General features: G+C 34.5%; 22 protein-coding genes and 1 tRNA gene. 7 read left to right on the top strand and 16 right to left on the bottom strand.

The features are described 5' to 3' along the window. Positions 1-94: 94 nt before the first annotated feature. From JHL15_RS06560 to JHL15_RS06525, 8 genes are all read right to left on the bottom strand, one after another. A complete protein-coding gene (locus JHL15_RS06560) occupies positions 95-604 on the bottom strand; it encodes an NADH-quinone oxidoreductase subunit NuoE family protein (RefSeq protein WP_200244355.1) in 510 nt (169 codons plus the stop codon). A 105-nt stretch (positions 605-709) separates the two neighbouring features. Continuing rightward, entirely contained in the window at positions 710-1,933 is a 1,224-nt protein-coding gene (gene nuoD, locus JHL15_RS06555) for an NADH dehydrogenase (quinone) subunit D (RefSeq protein WP_200244353.1), read from the bottom strand. Positions 1,934-1,994: 61 nt separating this feature from the next. Further along, the gene (locus JHL15_RS06550) at positions 1,995-2,489 is read right to left on the bottom strand and encodes an NADH-quinone oxidoreductase subunit C (protein ID WP_200244352.1); all 495 of its coding nucleotides are present in this window, start codon (positions 2,487-2,489) and stop codon (positions 1,995-1,997) included. Between the two features lie 6 nt (positions 2,490-2,495). Next, a complete protein-coding gene (locus JHL15_RS06545) occupies positions 2,496-3,056 on the bottom strand; it encodes an NADH-quinone oxidoreductase subunit B (RefSeq protein ID WP_179468964.1) in 561 nt (186 codons plus the stop codon). Between the two features lie 65 nt (positions 3,057-3,121). Further along, positions 3,122-3,493 (bottom strand): NADH-quinone oxidoreductase subunit A, encoded by a 372-nt coding sequence (locus JHL15_RS06540; RefSeq protein ID WP_200244351.1) that lies wholly within the window; start codon positions 3,491-3,493, stop codon positions 3,122-3,124. 115 nt (positions 3,494-3,608) lie between these two features. Then, positions 3,609-4,652 (bottom strand): T9SS type A sorting domain-containing protein, encoded by a 1,044-nt coding sequence (locus JHL15_RS06535; RefSeq protein WP_200244350.1) that lies wholly within the window; start codon positions 4,650-4,652, stop codon positions 3,609-3,611. A gap of 76 nt (positions 4,653-4,728) precedes the next feature. Next, positions 4,729-4,905 (bottom strand): hypothetical protein, encoded by a 177-nt coding sequence (locus JHL15_RS06530; protein WP_200244349.1) that lies wholly within the window; start codon positions 4,903-4,905, stop codon positions 4,729-4,731. A gap of 214 nt (positions 4,906-5,119) precedes the next feature. Beyond that, a complete protein-coding gene (locus JHL15_RS06525) occupies positions 5,120-6,250 on the bottom strand; it encodes a GTP cyclohydrolase (RefSeq protein ID WP_200244348.1) in 1,131 nt (376 codons plus the stop codon). A 105-nt stretch (positions 6,251-6,355) separates the two neighbouring features. Between JHL15_RS06525 and JHL15_RS06520 the strand changes: the two genes are divergently transcribed. Then, positions 6,356-7,066, top strand: a complete 711-nt coding sequence (locus JHL15_RS06520) for a zinc metallopeptidase (protein WP_200244347.1) — start codon at positions 6,356-6,358, stop codon at positions 7,064-7,066. Here the strand turns inward: JHL15_RS06520 and JHL15_RS06515 are convergent. From JHL15_RS06515 to rbfA, 8 genes are all read right to left on the bottom strand, one after another. Next, positions 7,063-7,668, bottom strand: a complete 606-nt coding sequence (locus tag JHL15_RS06515) for an IMPACT family protein (protein WP_200244345.1) — start codon at positions 7,666-7,668, stop codon at positions 7,063-7,065. The genes JHL15_RS06520 and JHL15_RS06515 overlap by 4 nt on opposite strands. A 127-nt stretch (positions 7,669-7,795) precedes the next feature. After that, complete coding sequence (locus JHL15_RS21395) at positions 7,796-7,969, bottom strand: bacteriocin-like protein (RefSeq protein WP_449508517.1); 174 nt, start codon at positions 7,967-7,969, stop codon at positions 7,796-7,798. A gap of 69 nt (positions 7,970-8,038) precedes the next feature. Further along, positions 8,039-9,067 carry a bifunctional diaminohydroxyphosphoribosylaminopyrimidine deaminase/5-amino-6-(5-phosphoribosylamino)uracil reductase RibD gene (gene ribD / locus JHL15_RS06510; RefSeq protein WP_200244343.1) on the bottom strand — a complete coding sequence of 343 codons (1,029 nt, stop codon included), beginning with the start codon at positions 9,065-9,067 and terminating at the stop codon, positions 8,039-8,041. Positions 9,068-9,125: 58 nt separating this feature from the next. Continuing rightward, complete coding sequence (locus tag JHL15_RS06505; RefSeq protein WP_200244342.1) at positions 9,126-10,928, bottom strand: DUF349 domain-containing protein; 1,803 nt, start codon at positions 10,926-10,928, stop codon at positions 9,126-9,128. Positions 10,929-11,002: 74 nt separating this feature from the next. Beyond that, positions 11,003-11,740 (bottom strand): shikimate dehydrogenase family protein, encoded by a 738-nt coding sequence (locus JHL15_RS06500; RefSeq protein ID WP_200244340.1) that lies wholly within the window; start codon positions 11,738-11,740, stop codon positions 11,003-11,005. 62 nt (positions 11,741-11,802) lie between these two features. Beyond that, positions 11,803-13,590 (bottom strand): endonuclease, encoded by a 1,788-nt coding sequence (locus JHL15_RS06495; RefSeq protein ID WP_200244339.1) that lies wholly within the window; start codon positions 13,588-13,590, stop codon positions 11,803-11,805. 49 nt (positions 13,591-13,639) lie between these two features. Then, the gene (locus JHL15_RS06490; RefSeq protein ID WP_200244336.1) at positions 13,640-14,845 is read right to left on the bottom strand and encodes an ABC transporter permease; all 1,206 of its coding nucleotides are present in this window, start codon (positions 14,843-14,845) and stop codon (positions 13,640-13,642) included. A 3-nt stretch (positions 14,846-14,848) separates the two neighbouring features. Beyond that, positions 14,849-15,208, bottom strand: coding sequence for a 30S ribosome-binding factor RbfA (gene rbfA, locus JHL15_RS06485; RefSeq protein WP_200244488.1), 360 nt, complete (start codon positions 15,206-15,208; stop codon positions 14,849-14,851). A 91-nt stretch (positions 15,209-15,299) separates the two neighbouring features. Between rbfA and mce the strand changes: the two genes are divergently transcribed. The 6 genes from mce (at position 15,300) to JHL15_RS06455 (ending at position 20,384) form a co-directional block, all read left to right on the top strand. Continuing rightward, a complete protein-coding gene (mce, locus tag JHL15_RS06480) occupies positions 15,300-15,695 on the top strand; it encodes a methylmalonyl-CoA epimerase (protein ID WP_200244334.1) in 396 nt (131 codons plus the stop codon). A 65-nt stretch (positions 15,696-15,760) separates the two neighbouring features. After that, positions 15,761-15,834 (top strand) — tRNA-Ile (locus tag JHL15_RS06475). 87 nt (positions 15,835-15,921) lie between these two features. Next, positions 15,922-16,509, top strand: a complete 588-nt coding sequence (locus JHL15_RS06470) for a hypothetical protein (RefSeq protein ID WP_200244332.1) — start codon at positions 15,922-15,924, stop codon at positions 16,507-16,509. Positions 16,510-16,624: 115 nt separating this feature from the next. Further along, entirely contained in the window at positions 16,625-17,110 is a 486-nt protein-coding gene (locus tag JHL15_RS06465) for a nuclear transport factor 2 family protein (RefSeq protein WP_234047701.1), read from the top strand. A gap of 118 nt (positions 17,111-17,228) precedes the next feature. Next, positions 17,229-17,993: a type I methionyl aminopeptidase gene (map, locus tag JHL15_RS06460; protein WP_200244331.1), complete on the top strand. Its 765-nt coding sequence runs from the start codon at positions 17,229-17,231 to the stop codon at positions 17,991-17,993. 186 nt (positions 17,994-18,179) lie between these two features. Further along, complete coding sequence (locus JHL15_RS06455; RefSeq protein ID WP_200244329.1) at positions 18,180-20,384, top strand: prolyl oligopeptidase family serine peptidase; 2,205 nt, start codon at positions 18,180-18,182, stop codon at positions 20,382-20,384. The last annotated feature ends 27 nt before the right edge of the window (positions 20,385-20,411 follow it).

Below are 20,411 nucleotides of genomic sequence, written 5' to 3'. Positions count from 1 at the left end.
GCTTATTGCAATTGGCTTTTGGCCTCTTGCATTAATTATTATTAAACGTTAAGTGAATAATTTAAAATCTAAAACTTAGAATTTAAAATTTCTATTAATCTAAAGCAACTTGTCCTTCTCTACAAAGATCAAGGATTTCGTCTACTTTTTCTATCGTTAAATTTTCATGAAAGAATTTTCCTAACTGCATCATCGGTGCATATCCACAAGCGCCAAGACATTCAGCAGGCTTTAGTGTGAACATTCCGTCTTCTGTAGTTTCCCCATCCTTAATGTTCAGTTTGGTTCTTATATGATTCAGGATCTTTTCACTTCCGCAAACCATGCATGGTCCCGTTCTGCAAACCTCCAAAACATATTTACCAACCGGTTTCATATTGAACATGGTATAAAAAGTAGCTACTTCATATACTTCAATTGGCGTAATACTCAATAATTCTGCAACATAATCCATTACCGGAACATCCAGCCATCCTCCAAATTCTTTTTGTGCTAAATGCAGAACAGGAAGAAGAGCAGACTTTTGTCTTCCTTCAGGATATCTTGCGATAATTTTATGTACCTGTGCTAAACTTTCCGGTTTAAAAGCTATTGTTTCGCTCATTTTCTTTAATGTATTATTGTACAATGTACAATGTACTAATGACTTAATTTATTTTGGTCATTGTAAAAAGTCATGAATACATTTTACAATGATACTTTTTACATTTTATGCGTCTAATTCTCCCGCAATGATATTCATACTACACATAGTCACAATCGCATCAGAGATTACAGAACCTGTAATCATTTCCGGATATGCCTGGTAGTAGATAAAACATGGTCTTCTGAAGTGTAACCTGTAAGGACTTCTTCCTCCATCACTCACTAAATAGAATCCTAATTCTCCATTTCCTCCTTCTACTGCATGATATACTTCTCCTTTTGGAATTTCAGTTTCTCCCATTACAATTTTGAAGTGGTAGATTAGTGCTTCCATTTTGTTATAAACATCTGCTTTCTCAGGAAGATAAAAATCAGGAACATCCGCATGGAAATCTCCTTCAGGAAGATTATTATATGCTTGTTCAATAATTTTAATGGATTCCCAGATTTCTTGTTGGCGAACCATGAAACGGTCATAGGTATCACCCGCTGTTCCTACCGGAATAATGAAGTCGAAATCCTGATAAGAAGAATAAGGTTGTGCAACTCTCACATCATAATCTACACCTGCCGCACGTAAGTTAGGACCTGTAAAACCATAGCTTAATGCTCTTTCAGCAGAAATCGCTCCAGCACCGATGGTTCTGTCCATAAAGATTCTGTTTCTTTCTAAAAGCTGACCAAATTCAGCAAACTTTTTAGGGAAAGTTTTTAAGAAATCTTTGATTAATTCATGGCACTTAGGTGTTAGATCTCTTTCAAAGCCTCCGATTCTTCCCATATTGGTAGTCATCCTAGCTCCACAGATCTGCTCATAGATATCATAAATACGCTCTCTTTCGATGAACATATACGTAAGACCAGTAATTGCTCCAGAGTCCATACCTGTTACTCCATTACAGATCAGGTGATCTCCGATCCTTGCCAATTCCATAAGAATAACACGGATGTAATCTACACGCTTAGGAACTTCAATTCCAATCAGCTTTTCTACAGTCATATGCCATCCCAGATTGTTAATAGGAGCAGAACAGTAGTTCATACGATCAGTAAGGGTAGTGATCTGAGTATAATTTCTTCTTTCAGAAATTTTCTCAAATGCTCTGTGGATGTATCCTACCGTTTGCTCAGCATGAAGAATTCTTTCTCCATCCATCGTTAAGACATTCTGAAAAATACCGTGAGTTGCAGGGTGGGTAGGACCTAAATTGAGGGTGTATAACTGACCGTCAATCTGTTCCTTACTTTCGTATTGGTTAAGTATATTAGATAATGAGTTATCTTTCATAATGATTGCTTTTAGCTGTTTGCTTCAGGCTATTGGCTAGCTGCCATTGACCATTGGCTTTTTATCTTCCGAACATGCTATCGTTCTTGTCAGTTCTTGTGCCATCCTCAAGACGATATTCTTTCAACATTGGGTGGTAACCCAGATCTTCCATATTCAAAATAGGTCGAAGATCAGGATGTCCCTTAAACTTGATCCCAAAGAAATCATAGGTTTCTCTTTCCATCCAGTTAGCTCCGGCATATAGTTCCGTAAGAGAATCTACTTCAATATTTTCTCTGGACATAAATACTTTAAGACGGATTCTGAAATTGGTCATCATATTGTGTAAATGATAAACCACTCCTATTTCTTTTTCAGGAAATTCAGGATAATGAATTCCGCAAATATCTGTAAGGAAATTAATTTCTAAAGACGAATCCTTAAGGTAATGAATCACTTTTTTGATGTCATCTTTTTTCACTTCAACGGTCAGCATTCCATAAGGTTCTGAACTGGAAATTACAGTTTCAGGAAATTCTCTTGTAATTGCTTCTAATACAAATTCGTTCGTCATTTCCGTTTAGTTACTTATATTGTAAGAATCTAATAAATTCTGATATTCAGGCATGTCTCTTCTTCTGATGCTTTCGCTTTCTGCAAGAGCCTGAACCTGCATTACTCCTTCAATAATCTGTTCTGGTCTTGGCGGGCATCCCGGAACATAAACATCTACCGGAATAATTTTATCAATTCCCTGTAAAACAGAGTATGTGTCAAAAATACCACCGCTGGAAGCGCATGCTCCTACAGCAACCACCCATTTTGGCTCAGCCATCTGAGTGTACACTTCTTTTAGGACGGGTCCTAATTTCTTAGATATAGTTCCACAAACCATCAGCATATCTGCCTGTCTTGGAGAGAAAGAGTTTCTTTCCATTCCAAATCTTGAAGCATCATACGTTGGATTCAGGGTAGCCATAAACTCGATACCACAACAAGAGGTTGCAAATGGTAATGGCCAAAGAGAAAACTTTCTTGCCATTCCGATTACACTGCTCAGTTTCGTTGCGAAAAATCCTTCTCCTTCAAATCCATCGGGAGCAGGTGCATCTGTTCTTATTATTGGTTTTTGATCTGACATTGTATTTGATTTTAGATTTTGAATTTTAAATTCTGGATTTAAAATTCATCATTCATAATTTTACTTTATTTATCCCAATCTAATGCGCCACGTTTCCATACATAGATAAACCCTACGAAGAAAATAGCAACGAAGGTAAGTACCGCAAGGAATCCTTCAAATCCGAATTCTCTGAAGTTAACAGCATATGGATAAAAAAATACGATTTCGATATCGAATAGGACGAACAATACCGCAGTAAGGAAATACTTGATGGAAAAAGGAGTTCTGGCATTTCCTTCTACTGGAACACCACATTCCCAACTTTGGTTCTTCACAGAATTTCCTTTCTTTTGACGGGGTCCTAAGAAATGCGCTCCAAGCAACGAAACAGCTACAAAACCAATTGCAACACCGGCTTGAATAAGTATCGGAATATAACTTTCAGGTAAATTCATTTTTGCATTATTATCTCAATTTGCAAATTTAGCGAATAAACAAGAAAGCATGAAATTAATAACCTTAAATGTGGAGTTAAAATAAGGAAAAGTGGTAATTTAGAATGAATAAAAATTAGAGACTGGTTATTATCTTTTTGGTGTATTTCTCACCATTTTTCGTAGTCACGATCAAAAGATATTGTCCATGACTAAGATCAGAGATATCCAATTTTTCAATACTGTTTTGACTTGAAAAATCTTTAATAAGCCTTCCCGAATTATCAAAGAGTTGTATAGATGTAATTTGATCGCGTTCAATATTTGTTTTGCAGATAATGTTATTTTTAGTTGGATTAATCACATTGAAATAGATACCCGTAGTATTGGTCTCGTTAACTCCTAAAGTTGGGATGCATGTGGACTCTATTCCGGTTAAATCATAGTATGCTGCCGCACCGTTAATCTGATAATTATATGTTCTGATGGGTGGTCCAAGTACTTTATTAATCATATCAAGCTCATATAGTGTAGAGCCTGAGGCTGAAGAACCTATAACATAGACCTTGGAGTAGCTTCCATAATGTATTGAAAAGGCTGAGAATAAGTTTGACAATACTCCAAAATTGATAAATGGGCAGCTTGCAGACGGGGTATTCATATTGATTTCAAGTATGCCTGTTAAAGTAGTTGCGAAAAGCCTTCTGTTGTAAAAAAAGAGATCTCCCGCTATATATTGTCCTGCGGGTAGGTCGCCCATATACGAAAATGTACCGGTGCTGATTTCATATTTATAAAGTTTGGTTGGAGATCCAACAGCATATAAATAAGGCCCGGAATCAGAGACCAGCGCTTTAATTGAACCATATGGATTCGTGAAATCTCCAAGAAATTCACAAGTGGCATTAGAACTGTTTTTCCTGTATAATGATCCTGAAGTAGTTACGTAATACAGATTATTGGAAACGTCTATAGCAATATCTGTATAAACTTCGTTTGCTGGGTTTGTAGGTGCACAGAAAGTTTCTTCTACTTGACTGGTGTTTGAAACATTAAGTTTGTACACCTTATTTACGTTGCTGGTGAAGTTTAAAGTAGTGTCTACATAGAACTCCTGAGAATCTATTTTTATTAAGATAAAAAAAGCTCCTAAAAAGAGGGTTTTTAATATTAAGTTCATGGTATACAGGATATTAGTGTGTTGTAAAAATAAAAAATATTTTTAACAAAACGAAAAATAGTCTGTAAAGAGGTATTTATTTCTTCATTTTTTTGAGAAGAGAATAAGCCATAAATGAAATATATCCGAAAAGAATACTGGAATAAGCAATATTGATTACGGTATTTGTTTTGTCATCTCCATTTTGAAAAAAGAAATTGTAAATGATAAACCCGGCGATAAGAATGGCGAAAACGATAAGATGTGGTTTCATAGGAGAGGAGTTGTAAGTTTTAGATATTTAGTTTCGAGATGCGAGTTGCGCGGTATTTGTTTCGAGATACGAGGTACGAGTTTCGGGGTTCAGGTTGAAAATAATAAAGTCTAAAATATTAAATTGAGTTTTACAAAAATAATTTAGTTTATGTTTTATACTTCGAATCCCGAATCCCGGAACGCGGACCTCGAATCTTAAACCTCAAACCCAATTAATCATTTATCCTCAATGAATACGTTCTTCTCCTCTTATGGTTTACAGGGTTGTAATCCTGCCAAAGAAGCTGTACACTCTTGTTTTCTTCCAGTTCCGGATTGGTTTCAGCGAAATCAATTCCCATACTGGTAAAACGGACAAAGATCTCCTTGAATATAATTGCAGTAACACCTCTTCTTTGATATTCCGGATGAATTCCAATGAGATAGAAATTAGCACGGTCATTTTTCTTGCCAGCCTGTAAAAAGTGCCACCAGCCAAAAGGGAATAGCTTTCCTTTTGATTTTTGCAGAGCTTTTGAATAGGAAGGCATGGTGATCGCAAAAGAGACCAGTTGGTTATTTTCATCCACAACGCAGATCACATAATTCTTATCTATAAAAGGGAAGTACTTTTCTCTGTATGTTTTTATTTGCTCATCAGAGATAGGGGTGTATGTGGATAGATGTTTGTAGGTTTCGTCCAGTAATTTGAACATAGGTTCTACAAAAGGAAGAATTTCTTCTTTAGATTTGAAATTAAGAACCTTAAGTTTGTATTTCTGGGCAATTAAACCACTGAATTTTTCTACTTTTTCAGGTAAAACTTTCGGGAAATTCATTTCGTATTCCACCCATTCCTTTTCTTTTATCATTCCAAGTGCTTCAAGGTGTTTGGGGTAGTATTCATGATTGTAAATCCCAATCATTGTGGCCAATTTGTCAAACCCCATGGTCAACATTCCTGCTTTGTCAAGATTCGTAAAACCCATCGGGCCTTCAATCATGTCAATAGTATGTTCTTTAGCATAATCGATAGCTTTTTGAATAAGTGCCTTAGATACTTCTTTATCATCAATGAAGTCTATCCAGCCAAATCGTACTTTCTTTATGCCTAGTTCTTTTTCTTCTTTATGATTAATAATTACCGCAATTCGCCCAACTACTTTTTGGTCTTTAAAAGCAAGATATTGTTTTGATTCCGAATAGGTAAGTGCCGGGTTCTCTTCAGCACTCCAGATTTTAAATTCATCCTTAATGAAAGATGGAACATAATATGGATTGTTTTTATACAAGTCCATTGGGAATTTCACAAACTGCTTTAAATCGTTTTGGGTTTTTACTTCTAGAATTGAAACTGTAGACATAGTTTTTGAGGGTAATTAAAAGACAAATATAAATAAATAAAATGTAATACTTTGGCACAGTTTTTACATCTTAGAGGGTAAAAATATCTATTAAATTTTATTAAAATGATTGGTTATTATGTAATTATTGGGATTACAATGCTGGTGAGCTGGTATGTTTCATCAAAATTGAAATCTAAATTTGAGTATTATTCCAATGTACACCTTCGAAACGGCCTTTCTGGCAAAGAAGTGGCTGAAAAAATGCTAAGAGATAACGGAATTAATGATGTTCAGGTAATTTCGGTTCCGGGACAATTAACAGATCACTATAATCCAGCAGATAAAACTGTAAACCTTTCGGAAGGAGTGTACATGCAGAGGAATGCGGCAGCAGCAGCAGTAGCTGCACATGAATGTGGACACGCTGTGCAGCATGCAGTTGGATATTCAATGCTTCAGTTGAGATCAAGATTAGTTCCTATTGTAAATATTAGTTCTAATCTGATGCAGTTTGTCATCTTCGCAGGTATTGCAGTGATGGCTGCAAGTAGAACTATTGAAAATCCAAACGGAAATACAACTGTATTAGCAATTGGTGTAGCATTATTTGCAGTGACTACTCTTTTTGCTTTTGTAACGCTTCCTGTGGAATATGATGCGAGCAACAGAGCAATGAAATGGTTGAAGGATACTGGAACAGTAACAGCTGAAGAGTATGTCGGTGTACAGGATAGTTTAAAATGGGCAGCCAGAACGTATGTGGTTGCTGCTATAGGATCTTTGGTACAGCTGCTTTATTGGGTGTCTTTACTCATGGGTGGAAGACGAAATTAATCTTTAAATTCAAAAGAAACATATTGCATCTCAGATAATTTATCTGAGATGTTTTCTTTTTGTGCTGTTTTTAAAGAGGCAGTAAGAATGCAGCTTTCATCAGCATCAAAATTTAAAACTTTTGCATCAAATTTCGACAGCAATGTAAAAATGGTATTTTGTTGGTTGAAATTAAATTGGATTTCAATCTCAGTTTCTAATTCTTTGGTAATGATTTCTGCTTCTTCTATGGTGAATTTTGCTGATTCTTTATAAGCTTTTACCAAACCGGAGACGCCTAGCTTAGTACCTCCATAATAGCGAACGACAATCACCAGAACATTAGTGATTTCGTTTGCTAATAATTGATTATATATGGGTAATCCAGCACTTCCTGATGGCTCACCATCATCATTAGCCCGGTAGTTTTCGCCATTTAATCCCATTCTGAAAGCATAGCAATGATGGGTTGCTTTAGGATGTTCGATTCTTACTTTTTCCAGAGCATTTTTAAGCTCATTATCATTATTGACAGGATAGGCGAATCCAATGAATTTACTTCCTTTCTCTTTTATTAAAGTATTTTCAATAGGGTTTTCGATCGTTTTATATTCGTGCGTCATTCAGCCGTATTTATAAGTGCAAAAATATAAAATGCTTTACAATTGATGTCATAATAAATAGGCAGCGATCAAAATTCTAATCGCTGCCTATTTATTTTTCTTAAATCTAAGGTGAGTAATGATGAATTTAATCACATAAACCTATCGGCATTAAACACATATTTACCATAGGTCCACAAAAGTTTTCAGGACAATAATCTTTGCATGTGGTTGGTTGTCCGTTAGGTAAAATGCATGTTACGCGTGCTCCTCCAGTAATGGTTTTCAAATTGATTCTAGTAATTTTTTTCAAATTTTTCATAATATGATAGTTTAGTTTAAACCAAATTACTCATATTATTTCAAATCATTGTGATAATTTTAGAGAAAATTACCTATTGTTAGAAGAATAGAATGACAAAATATTATCTCTTAGTGTTTGTATTTTAATAGGTTTGGAATCCAATTCAGGGGCTTTTGTTCCATTTTCAAGTTTTAGATCTTCACTTTTGATAACAATAGCTTCGTCCCAAAGGCCAGCATCAATGAATTGTTGTAATGTAAAATTTCCGCCTTCTATAATGACAGATTGGATCTGTTCTATGTATAAAGCATTCATTAACTCAGATAAAAAATTCTCTTTCCCAATTTTAATCCAATGAATATTACTTTCGTTTTCTTCTTTAATAGAATTAAAAACTAAAGTTTTTGCTTCATTATTGTATATCTTAAAATCAGCAGGCACTTTTAAATCAAAATCAATTAAAATTCTTACAGGATTGATTCCCTCCACATTTCTTGCGGTCAGGCTTGGGTTATCGTTAATTGCAGTTTGAGTGCCAACTAAAATAGCATGCTCATCTGCTCGTAATTGATGTACAAATTGATTGGCAAGTGAATTTGAAATTGCAGTAGGTTTAAAATCTTTATCTAAAAAACCGTCTGCAGATTCCGCCCATTTTAAAATAATATAAGGCCTCTTCTTTTCGTGATAAGTAAAAAACCTTTTGTTAAGTTCAATACACTCCTTTTCTAAAACTCCGGAAGTGACTTCTATTCCAGCGTCCTGAATGATTTTTTTGCCTTTTCCATTTACTTTATCGTGGGAGTCCATAGCTCCAATTACTACTTTTTTGAATCCCAGCTCTTTGATCTTTAAAGCACAAGGAGGTGTTTTCCCATAATGGGCACAAGGCTCAAGGGAAACATAGATCGTAGATTCAGGAATAAGATATTTATTGACAACGGAATTAATCGCATTAATCTCAGCATGAGGTTCTCCTGCTTTGTGATGATAGCCTTCTCCGATAATTTCATTATTATGTACGATTACACTTCCTACCATAGGGTTCGGATATGTTCTACCCAAAGCTTTTTGGGCCAGTTCAATACATCTTTTTATATATAATTCGTCCTGCATATTATAAAAAAGGCGAAGACAAATTTCTTTGCTTCGCCTTTTACTGTTTTTTTATGAATTAGTCTCCGACAATGATGTTGTGAAGATTTTGTTTTAAAGTTTCCAGATGAGCTTTCTTTTCATCAATGGTATTGAAAGTATCTGCTAATAAAGGATTGTCTCTCGATGGTTTATTGAAGAATGCTAGATTATTTTCTAATTTTACAATTTCAGATTCCAGATCAGCAATCTGACTCTTCATTTTTCTGGCTTTATCTGTCAATTGATTTTCAGACAGACCTTCCTCTTTTAATTCAAGTTCATTGATCTTATTCAATTTCAACTTGTCTCTTAGAGTCTTATTAAATTCAGAATTGATCGAGATTTTATCTCTCGGTACTTTTCCTATATTATTCCAGGCTGTTTTTATGGTTTCAATCTTTTCGATACTTCCTTCATCATTAGAAATGGTTTTCAATTCTTCAAGAAGTTCTTTTTTCTGTTTGTAGTTTTCCTTCCAGTTATCGGTAGAGGCATTGCTCTTTTCTCTGTAATTATTGAAGAATGTATTGCAAGCATCACGAAACTCATCCCAGATTTTATTGGTCATACTCTTTGGTACATGCCCAATCTTTTTCCAGTCTTCCTGAAGTTTTTTGAATAATGGAACAGCAATATCCCATTCCTCATTATTCATGTTGTCCTGAGCAGTCTGGATTAATTTTAATTTTTCCTCTAAATTAGTTTGCTGAGAACCTTTTAAGGACTTGTAATAATTATTTTTTGTCGTATTAAAATTTCTCAGAGTCGTTTTAAAATCATTCCAATTTTGATTGGATAATTTTCTTGGAACACTTCCCGTTTTTAAGAAGTCAGAACGTAGATCTTCAACTCTTTTGATCGCATTTTGCCAATAGTTATGGTTAGGCGTTTCAGAAGGTTCAGATAATTTCTTAATTTCTTCAATGACCTTGTTCTTCTTTTCGAGGTTGTCATTTTGTTCAGATTCTATTGCTGCAGAAAGCTCAGACTTTCTTTCATGAATTTTGTTTGAAATTTCTTTAAACTCTTCCCAAGTCTTTTCGCGGAATTCTTCAGCTACAGGTTCTGCCTCTTCTTTCCAAAGCTTATGTAAATATTGCAATTCATTCAATGCTTTTTGGATTACGGGCTCGTTTTCAAGTTCTTTAGCGCGGGCGATAATGTGCTGTCTTTTTTCAAGATTGTGGCCATATTCCTGCTCAAGAAATTCTTTATTTAAATCCAGCATTTGATAAAATTGATTCAAATGATGGAAATAGTTATTATTTAGAATTTTAAATTCAGATTTTGCAACCTGCCCCGCATTAGACCAATCTTCTTTTATCTCGCGAATCGATTTGAATAAATTGGTGTTGGGTTCTGAATTGGTATATAGATTTTTAAGTCTTTCAATAATGCCCTGACGGTGCTCAAGATTTTTCTTTTGCTCTTGTTCCTGACCTTTCTGAAAGTTGTCATGTTTTTCTTTGAAAATATTAACAAGAGCAGAAAGTTTTGATTGTGAAGGATGTTCATAGCTAAAATTCTCAGGAGCATTTCCAGCTTCTACATAATCATGCTTTTTATCTTCTACCTCATCATGGATGTGGTGATTTGCTTTTTCTTTTAATAGATTGAATCTTCTGCTGTCTTCACCTGCATTGGGAGCGTTGATAATTTTTTCCATTTCTTTCAATGCATCTGCAAGGGAAATATCGGCATCAGCATGTTCTTCAGGGTGCTCAGTATCTTCATGCTGATTTTCATCCTGAGGTACAGTGTCTTCCGAGGTTTCTTCTTGAGGTACTTCGATCGAATTTTTATTTTCTTCGTTTTCAGAAAGATTATTTTCTGTTGTCATAGCAAATCTTTTATGTGAGCGGCGTTAATATCTCTTGTAAGTGGCTAAAATGCCAATTAATGCACTAATTTATGTTATTTTTTTTGAAAATTCCAAATTTCCCAAGCTTTTTCTGCTTGCTGTTCAAGCATGTAATATCCGTTTACAGTTTTGGCTCCTTTTTCCGAAGCATTCATAATGAACTTAGTGTAATTGGGATTATATATTAAATCGATTATCAAATGTTCCTTAGAAAGTCCCTCAAATGGGAATTTTAGGCAATCATCGACATTGGGAAAAGTTCCTACCGGAGTGGTCTGAATTATCAGCTTATGATCCTGAACTGTTTGAGTGTCTAGATTATCAAAATTTAATATTGATTTTCTGGAAACAATCTGTGAAGAGATTCCATTTTTATCGAGTACATATTGTACTGCTTTGGCAGCTCCTCCGTTTCCTAATATCAGAGCTGAAGTATGTTGTGGCTTTTTATGAAGAAGTAAAGTTTTTTCAAACCCAACTGCATCCGTGTTATAGCCGGTTTTCTTCCCGTCCTGGATTAAAACACAATTAACTGCTCCAATTTCTTTGGCTTCCTCACTCAATTCATCCAGATAATTGATAATCTTTTCTTTATAGGGAATGGTTACATTGAAACCCAAAAGTTCAGGAGTTGAAAATAATTGTTCAACTTCATCTATTTCCTTAAGATCAAAGATGTCATAAGAAAAGCCTTTTAACATTAATTTCTGGAATTTGTTTTCGAAGAATTTTTTAGAAAAAGAATAAGAAATATTTCTTCCTACTAAGCCTAATTTTTTATTGGAATCCATCTATCAAAAATAAAAAAAAAGACCGAACAAGTCGGTCTTTAAAGATTAAAATATTTTTAAGATTATTCTACAATGAATTTTGTAGAAATATTATCTGTTTTAAGGATGTAATTTCCTTTAGTTAAGCCTTTTAATTGTATTTTATTTGAATTTTTGAATGGGTTAATAATCACTTCGATTAATTTTCCTGAAAGGTCATAGATTTCAGCTTTCGTGATTTTGCTTAAATGATCACCTTTTACATAAAGTTCATTATTCTTAACCGGGTTAGGATACACCACAAAAGAAGATTGATTTTTAGTAGTCTCTATAGTTCCTAATGTACTGTAGCATGTCCAAGAAAGATCATCGATTGCCACTCTGTTTCCTGTGATTGGATTGATTATTTTAATAACAACATTACCACTTACATTAATATTATTAATTGTAGTTGCAGCAGTTGGAGCTGATGATGTATAAGGTATCGTTCCTACTGTAACACCATTTACCTGTACATTAAGGCTTCCTGCACTTCCAGTGAATTTTAATTGTGCTTTTACGGATAAATTTTGAATACCGCCGGAAACTGTTGAACTTGTTAGGTTTCCATTTCTAATTGTAATTGCTTTTCCTGAAATGGTCTGATCAGTTCTTGCATCAGTTGCTACCCATGTAATGTTATTGTTTGTCCATGTTTGAGTTGCATAACCTGTGCCTGATGCTGTTGGTATCGTTTCGAATGTTTCTGTCCCGCAGCTTGTCCCACCACTTTGTCCAGGTAATGTTGTTTCAGTAGCAATATTACTTTGAGGAGAAGAATTTCCAGCTCCGTCTCTAGCTATCACATAAAAATTATACGCTGTAGAGGAAGATAATCCTGAAACAACAGTACTAGTTCCTGAAACAGTAGTGTTTAATACGTTATCAACATAAACGTCATAACCTGTTATTCCTATATTATCAGTTGCTGCAGTCCAGCTTAGAGAGATAGAATTAGATGTAGGATTATTCGCTACGAGATTTGTAGCTGCCGTTGGAGCCTCATTATCTACTACAGGTGCTCCCCAGATTAAAGCAACATACTCGGGATGATCTATATATGGATTTCTATTTTTTTGATATACATATGTTGCATTGTTTCTTAAGACTTCTGCTGGTGATACAGGATCTTGAATATTCCAGGCTAGTAATTGATTCAGTTCCCATGCCTGAAGTCCAGGGAATGCAGAGCCTCCAAGCATGTTTCCGCTGCTAAATCCTGATAACTGAGTTTCATATCTTGTTACGAAATAAAGGATCATTCTGGCAACATCTCCTTTAAATTCATCAATGGGTTCAAATACGATTCCAGAATATCCCTGAGATACAGAAGTTCCTAATTTAGAGCCATTTAAAGAAGTGTAAGATGTTGTTCCTACTTTTCCAAAAGGATAATTAGATCTCATTCCATTTACTTTACCATCGGTAGCACGGATGAAGTTAATGTCGGATTTCATAGGGAAAGCTTCATTGAAAAGACTTTGAGGAACAATATGTTCTCTATTATAACAATCTCCTTCTGCACTGTAAGTCCCACACTGGTTGGTTCCATAGTTGAAGTTGTATGGATCTGCGGCAGTTGGGTTTTCAGAATAGATATCTAAAATAGTTCCATCGTTTTCATAGGAATAATCACGGTCAGTGGTTTGATAACCTGTCCATAATCCACCATATCCATGATCTTCATGACCATTGGTGATAATCGTTTTTAGCTTTGATTTTAGAGTGGCTCCTGTCAATCCAGTAGTTCCATCATAGTATCCTGCCGGAATCTGTGCAAATGTATAAAATGATACAAAAGCGAGTACAAAAGAGAATAAAATTCGTTTCATTGTTTAAAAATTGGGAGCCAAAGGTACAAAAAAACGTATGCGAGGTGTATTAACTTTTAGTAATATACTCTTTGCTTATTTTTGAAAATACCCATGAAATAATGAAACCAAATAAGGATGCTGTTACAGCAACAATAAGGTAGTTTTTGCCCACAATTTTTACAGGGAATGGAAGGGTTTCATTGGCTTTAAAGAACTCTGTAAATAATTGGAAGTAGCAAAGCGCTGTTCCCAAAATCAATCCGGAAATAATTCCTGAAACAACAATAAGAAGCCCTGTATAGAAATAGATTCTTCTTAGATGACTTAACGGAAATCCTAAAGAAATTAATGACCTGGCTTGTTCTTTTTTATCGAGTTGGAGAATAATAATAGCTCCTGCTAAATTAAAAGTGGTAATAAAGATGACTAAGGCAAAAATCAGATAGATAAAAAGCTTTTCTGTATTGATCATTTTCCAGAATGCAGCGTTTTCTTCCTCTTTTGTTTTGATTTCGATACTTTTTCCTATTGTCGATAAAAGCTTACTTTTAACCTGATCAGCATTATCGGAATTTTTCAACTTAACAACAATTTGGTAAGCGGAATTTTTCGGAAGGCTGAGCAGTTGTTCTGTCAGTTCAATAGGAGAGATGATATAGCTGTCAAGCTGATCTTTTCCAGGAAAAATACCAGTAACAAGAATATCCTTTTTATTATAAATATCTTCTTCTTTATTGATGATCCCTAATCCGGGTTTCGGCATAAAGATGGTAGCATAATCTTTTGAAGAGGCTACTGGAATGGATAATCTATTATCTAAAGAGTTTTCCATTAGTACCTCATTCGAGTAATCGAAACTTGGATAGCTTCCGTAGAAAACATCTTTGTTGATAGGATTTACAATAGTATATGCTGAATCTACTCCTCTTAGATAAGCGATATCACCTTTGCCATTATAATTGATATACACTTTCTCTTCAATAACCCTTGAAAAACTGACAATATCATTATTCTTTTTAAGGATATCTTCAATTTTGGTTAAGTTTTTTAAAGTCTTTCCAGAAGAGCTTTTGATTGTAAGATCTGCATGAAGGTTGGAGATGAGATCCTTGTTAAGATCTTCCAGTCCTGAGAAAACGGATATGATAACAAACATTGCAGTCACAGCAACCATCATCGCTCCCACGGATAACCATGTGATAAAAGTAACGGCAGTGCTTCCTTTTTTGGCTAAAAGGTATCGGGAAGCAATATAAAATGCAATGTTTTTCAAGATCTACAGTACAGGATTGTCACCTTCTCCTCTTAATTCTTTTTCAATTTTTTCAACATCATCCAGAGAAGTATCAAGATAAAAATTAAGTTGTGGAATAATACGAACTTGTTTAGCCATTTTCTGGCCAATGAAATTTCTGTATTGGGTTTTGTTTTCCTCGATCTCTTTCATAATGTGAGAACGAAATTCCTGAGGAAATATGCTTAAATAAATTTTAGCGATTCCAAGGTCTGCAGTTACTTTTACATCCGAAACAGAAACTAAAATATTCTGTTTGCTTTCTGCAGACTGTTTGCGGAACAATTCTGCGAAATCTTCCTGTATAATCTGTGCTACTTTTCTTTGTCTGTTACTTTCCATAATTTCTGCAAATTTACTACTTTTGTTTGAATTGCTCATTTGAAATGTAATGGGTATTTCAAATTTACCATTTAATTATAGTATTTTACTTATGAAGTTAGAACATATCGGCATTGCCGTGAAATCTTTGGGTGTTTCCGATGAACTTTTTGAAAAACTTTTAGGAAAACCTTCTTATAAAAAAGAAACAGTAGAAAGGGAAGGAGTGGTTACTTCTTTTTATGGAACCGGAGAAAGCAAAATTGAACTTCTTGAAGCCAGTAATCCTGAAAGCCCGATCTCAAAATTCATTGATAAAAAGGGAGAAGGTATCCATCATTTAGCTTTTGGTGTTGAAAACATTCTTGAAGAAGTAAAAAGATTAAAAAAAGAAGGTTTCCAATTTATCTCCGAAGAGCCGAAAGAAGGTGCTGATAACAAATTAGTTGTATTCCTTCATCCTAAATCTACCAATGGAGTACTGGTAGAACTTTGTCAAGAAAAGTAATAAAAAGTTTTGTAGTGAAAGAAATTTTACTATTTTTGCAAGCACAAAATTTAACCAAGTTTTGAGGTCCTATAGCTCAGTTGGTTAGAGCACCTGACTCATAATCAGGTGGTCCCTGGTTCGAGCCCAGGTGGGACCACATAAAATAAGCCACTTACAGTAATGTGAGTGGTTTTTTTATAGAATTGTAAGAAGAGAAATCTTTTCTCAAATCTAAATATTAATTATGTTAAAAAAAATCGTTAAAAATATTTTACTTAATCTCTTTGCTATCCTATTGGGAGTTTTCATAATATTTAAGGTTTGGTGGATTCATGGTGGGGAAAGATTTTTGGGAATTATAGCTTTTTTTCTCGTTCCGATAGGTTCTCTTTTTTTAGGGATTTCTTTGACAAAAATTATAGTGCCGACAAAAACCGATATTAGTTTTTCAGTTCTTTCTGATAAAGATAAATATGAAATCCTCAAAAGTTCTATAGGTTCGAAAAAGGTGAAAATGATTAACATTTGTTACATTTCTTTATTTCTGATTTTATTTGCAACTACAGTCTTCGGACTAGTTCTTTCTCTAAATAAGTATGAAAAATACCAATTGAAGACTTATGGACGTATTCAAAAAGTAAAAATCAATAATATTGAATATAAAGGAAAGGGTTCTCCATATGTATTTTTCGATTTCTATCTGGATGGTAAGAAATATTCTACAGATTTAAATCAGAAAAACTATAGTATTGGTGACAGTGCCATCATTATTTTTTCTACTGATAATACAGATATTGTGGAATGGGCAGAAGACTTGAGTGTTATTGAGTAAGTATTTTCAACACTGTCCTTCTTCAAAGCTTGACATTTATCAACACTTTTTTCAAGCAAATATCAATGGAAGCTGTCCAGTGAATGTTGCAATTTTGTTTGACAAATAAAACAAAATGAAATCTCTATTTTATATTTCACTTGTGTTTTTGCTATTGTCCTCTTGTAAGGAAAATGACAAAAGCAGCCAACTTAATCAAAACAATCAAATTTCACATTCTATGACAGCAAAAGAATTATTATTGGAATATTTGCAAAACATTCAAGACCCTAAAAAGGAAGCAGAGTTGTTTGCTGAAGATGGAGCAATAGAATTGCCCTATTTTGAATCAGTTAATATTCCTCCAAGGTATCAGGGAAGACAACAAATTGAAACCTTTATTTCAGATTTACTTAAACAGGCTCCGACTTTTAAATTCATTAATATCAAAGTGTTGATTGATACTCCTGATCAGGTATTTGCGGAGTATGAGATCAATACGATTTTTAATGGGAAACCTTATAAACAATTGTATATGGGAAGATTGGTGGCGAAAAATGGAAAAATCACTTTGCTGCGGGAAGCATGTAACACCGTTACTATTGAAAGGCTTAAAAATTAAAATCCATCATTTGTTAAGTTTTTAAATCTAAATCAGAAACATTTAAATTCGCTAACTTTGTAAGTTCCAAGGGTTATAGTAGAATCGGTGGAAAATTATATCAACAAAAATAAAAGCGATGTCAATAACAAACGAATCCGAATTAGCAGGAATGCAAAAAGCAAGTGAAGCGGTTGCCTATACATTAAAAGAAATGATCAACTACGCCCAACCTGGTATGACAACAAAGGAACTTGATGAGTTTGGAGCAAAAATACTTTCTGACTTTGGTGCAAAATCAGCACCTTATCTGACATATGGATTTCCGGGTTGGACTTGTATCAGCGTAGATAATGAATTCTGTCATGGTATTCCTACTGAAGAAAGGATTCTGAAGGAAGGAGATTTAATTAATATTGATGTTTCAGCAGAACTTGACGGATTTTGGGCAGATAACGGAGGCTCTTTCATTATTGGTAAAGATATTAACCAACATCAAAAACTGGTTGATGCTTCTAAGTTTATCCTGGAAAAAGCAATCAGCAATATAAAAGGCGGTGTCAAAATATCAGATATTGGTTTTCTTATGGAGTCTGAGGCTAAAAAAAGAGGTTTTAAAGTCATTAAAAATCTTGGCGGACATGGCATTGGAAGAAGTTTGCACGAACAGCCGGATGAATTGATGAATTATAAAAACCGTTTTGATAACAGAAGATTCAAGAAAAACTCTGTTGTTGCGATTGAAACATTTATCTCAACCTCTTCCAATCTTGCTGTAGAACTGAATGATGGATGGGCCATGATAGGTAACAATGGAGGATACATGGCACAACACGAACACACAATCGTAGTGACTGATGGTAAACCGATCATTTTAACGGAAATGAATGGAATACTAAATTAGAAATTCAAAAAAATAAAGATAAATAAGAACCGCTTACAGACATGTGAGCGGTTTTTTTATATCAGTATGTAGATGGTAAAAAAATAATAAGTTAATTCTCATCATTAGATAGGCTTTGGAATATAAATCATATTTCCTTTCTTTGTATGGTGAATTAAAAAGTAATTTACATAGTTTAATAGATACATGAAAAAAGCACACCTTATTCTTGCCATTAATCTGATTTCTTTTCCTCTGATTAATGCTCAAAAAATAAATTTAGCACCTTCCAAACCTGTTACTGATGAATATTTTGGAACTAAAATAATAGATGATTATAGAAATTTTGAAAACTTGGAAGATCCGGCAGTTATAAGCTGGATGAAATCTCAGGCAGAATATACGGATTCAGTACTTGGGGAGTTACCATATAAAAAGTACTTCGTTGATGAAAGATTGAAGTTTGACAAAAGAAGTGGTTACAGTACTTCGAATTTAAAGATAACAGGTGGAGATCTTTATTTTTATTTAAAAAAAGATGCAGATGAAAGATTTCATAAACTATATTATAGAAAAGGATTTAAAGGAAAAGAAGAGCTTTTGTATGATCCTACAACTTTTATTTCCACATTTGACCCTGAATCAAAGCAGAAGCATAATTTTATCATTAATTTTCTAAGTCCCAGTTGGGATGGAAGTAAGATTGCAATTTCTATGTCCGAGAATGGGAAGGAAATTTCAGAGGTTATCATTATGGATGTAAAGACAAAACACATCTATCCAGAGGTGATTACCAATCTTGAGCCTACAACCGTTGGACAGGTAAAATGGTTGGAAGATAATAATAGTTTCTATTATACCTACTTTCCAGTGGCAGATTCTAATTCTCCGGAATATACAAAGAATACAGAAGTTACTTTCTATAGGTTAGGTGAAGATCCTAAAAAACGTAAAAATGTTTTTTCAAGAGTGAATAATCCTGAATTAAATATTGATGAAGGCAGATTCCCTGGGATTGTTCAGTTTAATCAGAGAGATCCTTATTTTATTGGGAATTTAGGTGATGTGGATGATTTTACAGATACATTTATTATTAATAGAAAAGATTTTGATAAAGGAATTAAAAGCTGGAAGCCTTTGTATTATAAAGCCGATAAAGTATATGAGAAAAAGCCGATTGGGGATGAAGTTTACTTTATGTCGGGATATAATTCACCCAACTTTAAACTGTGTAAAACTAATCTTGGCAAACCGGATTTTAGGAATCCTGAAATTTTAGTTCCGGAGAAAAAAGATGAAACGATTAAAGAATTCCAAATTACAAAAGACGGAATGTATTATACAACTACGATAAATGGTGTTGATGCGAGGCTATATTTATACAGAAATGGTAAAGATATTCCAATACAACTACCTTTTGTTGCAGGAAGTGTTTCAATTGAGACAAAAGGGAAAGATTATTCTGACATCTGGATTTACTGTTCTGGTTGGGCTAATGAAACAAGGAGATTGAAGTATGATCTAAAAACAAATCGATTTGAAGAAGAAAATCTTGTTCCCCTGATCGCTTATCCTGAATTCGAAGGCGTAGTTGTTAAAGAAACAAGCATAAAAACAAGGGATGGAGTAGATGTTCCTTTAACATTGGTTTATGATAAAAATCTAAAAAAAACAGGAAATGTTCCTGTCCTGATAGAGGCATATGGAAGCTACGGGATCTCCTATAGCCCATTCTTTGCTCGAAGCTTTTCAATGTGGGCTAAAAAAGGAGGTATGGTAGCTATTGCCCATGTAAGAGGTGGTGGTGAAAAAGGAGAAAGCTGGCATAAAGCAGGTTACAAACAAACGAAGCCTAACACCTGGAGAGACTTAATAGACTGTACCGAATACCTGATTAAAGAAGGATATACTTCAAAAGAAAAAGTAGCGATTTGGGGAGGCAGTGCAGGCGGGATTACTGTGGGAAGGGCTATGACGGAACGACCAGATTTGTTTAAGGCAGTAATTGTCGATGTGGGATCTACTAATACCGTCAGAATGGAGATAACTCCAAATGGTCCAGGTAATGTTCCCGAGTTCGGAACTGTAACAAAACCTGATGAGTTTAAAGCTTTATTGGAAATGGATACTTTCCATCATATTAAAAAAGGTGAAAAATATCCAGCTACTTTGATTACTGCTGGAATTAATGACAGCCGCGTTGTTTCATGGATGCCTGCAAAATTTGCTGCAAAACTAATAGCTAATGATGCTTCCGATCACCCTACACTTTTTAAAGTAGATTACGAAGGGGGGCATTACGGAGGTACTGATCTTGCTCGTGCCTATGCCAATGTAGGAGAGGTTTTTGCTTTTGCGGCATGGCAATTAGGGCTTCCAGGATATTCACCAAAAGAAAATGTTACAAAATAAATTGTTAGACTTTCTCTAAGAATTCTT

The sequence above is a fragment of the Chryseobacterium paridis genome (genome assembly GCF_016595215.1).
GTDB classification, from domain to species: domain Bacteria; phylum Bacteroidota; class Bacteroidia; order Flavobacteriales; family Weeksellaceae; genus Chryseobacterium; species Chryseobacterium paridis.
Note: the sequence above shows the minus strand (reverse complement) of the source record. Positions and strands in the feature narration are given on the sequence as shown.